Source organism: Aestuariivita sp. (genome assembly GCF_049276915.1).
GTDB lineage: Bacteria > Pseudomonadota > Alphaproteobacteria > Rhodobacterales > Rhodobacteraceae > Aestuariivita.
This window is the reverse complement of record NZ_JBASXK010000045.1, coordinates 1-3,108: the sequence shown is the minus strand read 5'-3', so window position 1 is coordinate 3,108 and position 3,108 is coordinate 1. Positions and strand designations below refer to the sequence as shown.

4 protein-coding genes are annotated in these 3,108 nt (G+C 62.8%); all 4 read left to right on the top strand.

The features are described from left to right. Window positions 1–153: 153 nt before the first annotated feature. A complete protein-coding gene (locus WAO69_RS04340) occupies window positions 154–711 on the top strand; it encodes a hypothetical protein (RefSeq protein ID WP_422176824.1) in 558 nt (185 codons plus the stop codon). Beyond that, window positions 641–2,104, top strand: coding sequence for a tetratricopeptide repeat protein (locus WAO69_RS04335; RefSeq protein ID WP_422176823.1), 1,464 nt, complete (start codon window positions 641–643; stop codon window positions 2,102–2,104). Before WAO69_RS04340 ends, WAO69_RS04335 begins: the two co-directional genes overlap by 71 nt. Window positions 2,105–2,177: 73 nt before the next feature. Continuing rightward, window positions 2,178–2,606, top strand: coding sequence for a VOC family protein (locus tag WAO69_RS04330; RefSeq protein WP_422176822.1), 429 nt, complete (start codon window positions 2,178–2,180; stop codon window positions 2,604–2,606). Next, window positions 2,600–3,108 (top strand): DUF1194 domain-containing protein (locus WAO69_RS04325; protein WP_422176821.1); only part of this gene is annotated, 509 nt, incomplete at its 3' end. The genes WAO69_RS04330 and WAO69_RS04325, both read left to right, overlap by 7 nt.

The following is a 3,108-nucleotide window of genomic DNA, read 5'->3' as shown; positions in this document are numbered from 1 at the left end:
GCGCGCGGACATTCACCGACATGTTCGAGGCCATCGCCGAGATATGCGATCTCTATTCGCCCCAGGAATGCTGGAACTACTTCAAGGCTGCCGGATATGTCTCAGGTTAAAGACGGGACGCTTTAGGTCCGCGATATCAATGGGACCCGTGCAGTGCTGGTCCTGACCGGCCCGCAGTTCGGCACCTACTTTGGCGGTGCCGCCTACACCCGGACCGGCACCTTTGATCCGCCCACGGTGACCGCAACCACCGGGCTGGCCTCTTATGCCGGGCGCTATGTCGGATTGCTCAACGGTGCCGGAGACAACGGTGATCTTCTGCCGCCAAATCCGGCTGTTCCCGCCGATTTACGCCCTGCCCAGGCCGCTGAAATTACGGGCGTCATTCTCATAAACGCGGACTTTGGCGACAACACCCTGAACGGCGCGATCACCTCACGCCAGATCCCCGACAACCTGGCAATCATTCCGGAAAACATCGAACTGGCCCCGACCGCGATTGCCGCAGACGGCACCTTTACCGGGAATGTCGTTCAAAGCGGCAACAACCGCGGCACCTATGGCGGCATATTTGGCGGCGCGAATGCCGGTGCAGTTGCCGGAGGCCTGTTTGTTGAAGATCACATCAGCCAGTTGAGCGATGAAGAAGAGTTCGGGATTTTCGTCCTTGTTCAATGTGGTCAGCCCGGTGCCGATCCGCTGTGTGACTGATCTTCTTGACCGTGTGATCCGCGCAGCCTGTCTGGCTCTGGGTCTTGGCCTGGGGCTATGCAGTCCGGCGCAGGCAAATGAGGCCGGCGCGCCTATTCAACTGACCATTCCGCAGGTGCGCCAACTGGCCGTGGATGCGCTGCAGTCCGGGGATTTCGGACAGGCCATCCAGATCTCGCGCGGGCTGTTGCAGGCCGATCCCCGCGATCCGGTGGCCTATTTCGTGCTGGCCATGGCCCATGGCTCACAGGGCGAGATGGCGCTCAGCCGCAAAGCCGCCGGATATGCGTTTCGCTATTCCACTGATCCGGATGATCGCTTTGCCGCCGGGCAGATCGCAGCACAGGCCGCCTTTATCGAGGAACGCTACAGCCTGGCCCAGGTCTGGCTGCGCCGCACGGCCATCCATGCCGACAGCCACGCTGAAAAGGACATCGTCGCGCGCGACTATCAGGCGCTGCGGCGCATCAACCCCTGGAGCATGCGCCTGAACGCGGCACTCCGCCCCTCCAGCAACGTCAACAACGGCTCGGAAGATGCGCTTCAGATCATCGACGGAGTGCCTGTCACCGGCCGGCTCAATGGCGCGGCACAGGCCTTGTCGGGCCTGATCGCCACGCTTGATTTATCGGCCCGCTATCGGCTGAGCGCCAGCCAGGTGCAGGCCACCCATCTGGGCGCGCGCCTCTACACCCGCAATGTCGCGCTCTCAAGCGCGGCACAGGCCCTGGCCCCCAACGTGCGCAACAGCGATCTGTCCCAACAATATATCGAGGCCAATATCTCGCACCGCCGACAGGCCCGGGGCGGTGTGGTGGGCGGTGCCCTTGCGCTGGGACAATCCTGGTACGGCAACAATCCCACCTATCGCTTTGGGCGCGCCACGCTGGATCGCGGCTGGAGCTTCGAGAACGGGACATGGTTCGCCGTCGCCGGCTCGGTCGAGGACCGCTCGGGCGTGCGCAGCAGACGGTATGACGCAACCGCCTACAGCCTGACCTTCCAGGCCGGCGGCACTTTCGACAACGGCGATCAGTTCAACCTCACGCTGGGATTGCGCGACACGGAGGCGGTGTTCATCAATGACGTAAGCCTGGCCGCAAGCCTGCGCGCGGCCTATGCGTTTGATCAGGCCATGGGACCTGTGACAATGGATCTTGCCGTCACTCTGGGCTATTCGGATTACCCGCTCTATCGCTCGGGTCTGATCGTGGTGCCAGGCGGGCGGCAGGACAAATCGGTTTATGCCGACGTCAATCTGACCTTCTTGGATTGGGACTATGCGGGCTTTTCGCCCTCGCTGCGCCTGCGGGCGGGGCGCACCACATCAAACGACAGCCGTTTTCAGACGCGCGAACTCTCGGTGGGGCTGGGTATTCAGTCAAAATTCTGACAGCGCTCCAGCTTGGCTCTGGCACCCGGGCGCGAAGGCGCTAGGGTAAAGGGCAGAAAACTGGAGAACGAAAATGACAATCAAGTACCTGCACACCATGGTGCGCGTGGCCGATCTGGACACGTCCAAGGCCTTTTTCGAGTTGCTGGGCCTGAAGGAAACCCGCCGCTGGGACAATGAGGGCGGGCGCTTTACCCTGATGTTCATGGCGCCCCCCGGTCAGGAAGATTGCCCGGTCGAGCTGACGCACAACTGGGATGGCGATGAGGGCTTGCCCTCGGACAGCCGCCACTTCGGGCATCTGGCCTATAGCGTCGACAATATTTACGAGGTCTGCCAGCACCTTATGGACAATGGCGTGACCATCAACCGCCCGCCGCGCGATGGCCGGATGGCTTTTGTCCGCTCGCCCGACAATATCTCGATCGAGCTGCTGCAGGCCGGAGACGCGCTGGCCCCGGCCGAGCCTTGGGTCAGTATGGAAAACATCGGCCATTGGTAAAGCTGCTCGCCTCTGTCTGCGCGCTGGCGCTCGCGGCCCCGGTCGGGGCCGCCGAATGCCGGCTGGCGCTGGTTCTGGCGATGGATGTGTCCTCTTCGGTTGATGAGGCCGAAGACACCCTGCAGCGCCGCGGACTGGCCGCCGCGCTGATCGCGCCAGAGGTCGAGGCCGCAGTCTTTGCCGCCCCCCTGCCCGTGGCCATTGCGGTCTATGAGTGGAGCGGGCGCTACAATCAGGAACTGCTGGTGGACTGGACCGTGCTGCAGACGCGCGCCGACCTGCTGGGTGTGGCCGAGACGATCGGGCGATCGCAACGCAGCCATAACGATTTCCCCACCGCCATGGGATATGCGCTGGGATATGGCGCGGGCCTGTTTCAACGCGGACCGGATTGTTACCGAAACGTGCTGGACATGGCCGGAGACGGCGAGAACAACGAAGGCTTTCCACCCTCAGCCGCCTATGCCGAGTTTCCCTTTGGCGGGGTCACGGTGAACGGGCT

Coding starts and splice junctions, on each gene's coding strand:
- WAO69_RS04330 (WP_422176822.1), top strand. CDS start 2,178: ATGACAATCAAGTACCTGCACACCATGGTGCGCGTGGCCGATCTGGAC.
- WAO69_RS04335 (WP_422176823.1), top strand. CDS start 641: ATGAAGAAGAGTTCGGGATTTTCGTCCTTGTTCAATGTGGTCAGCCCG.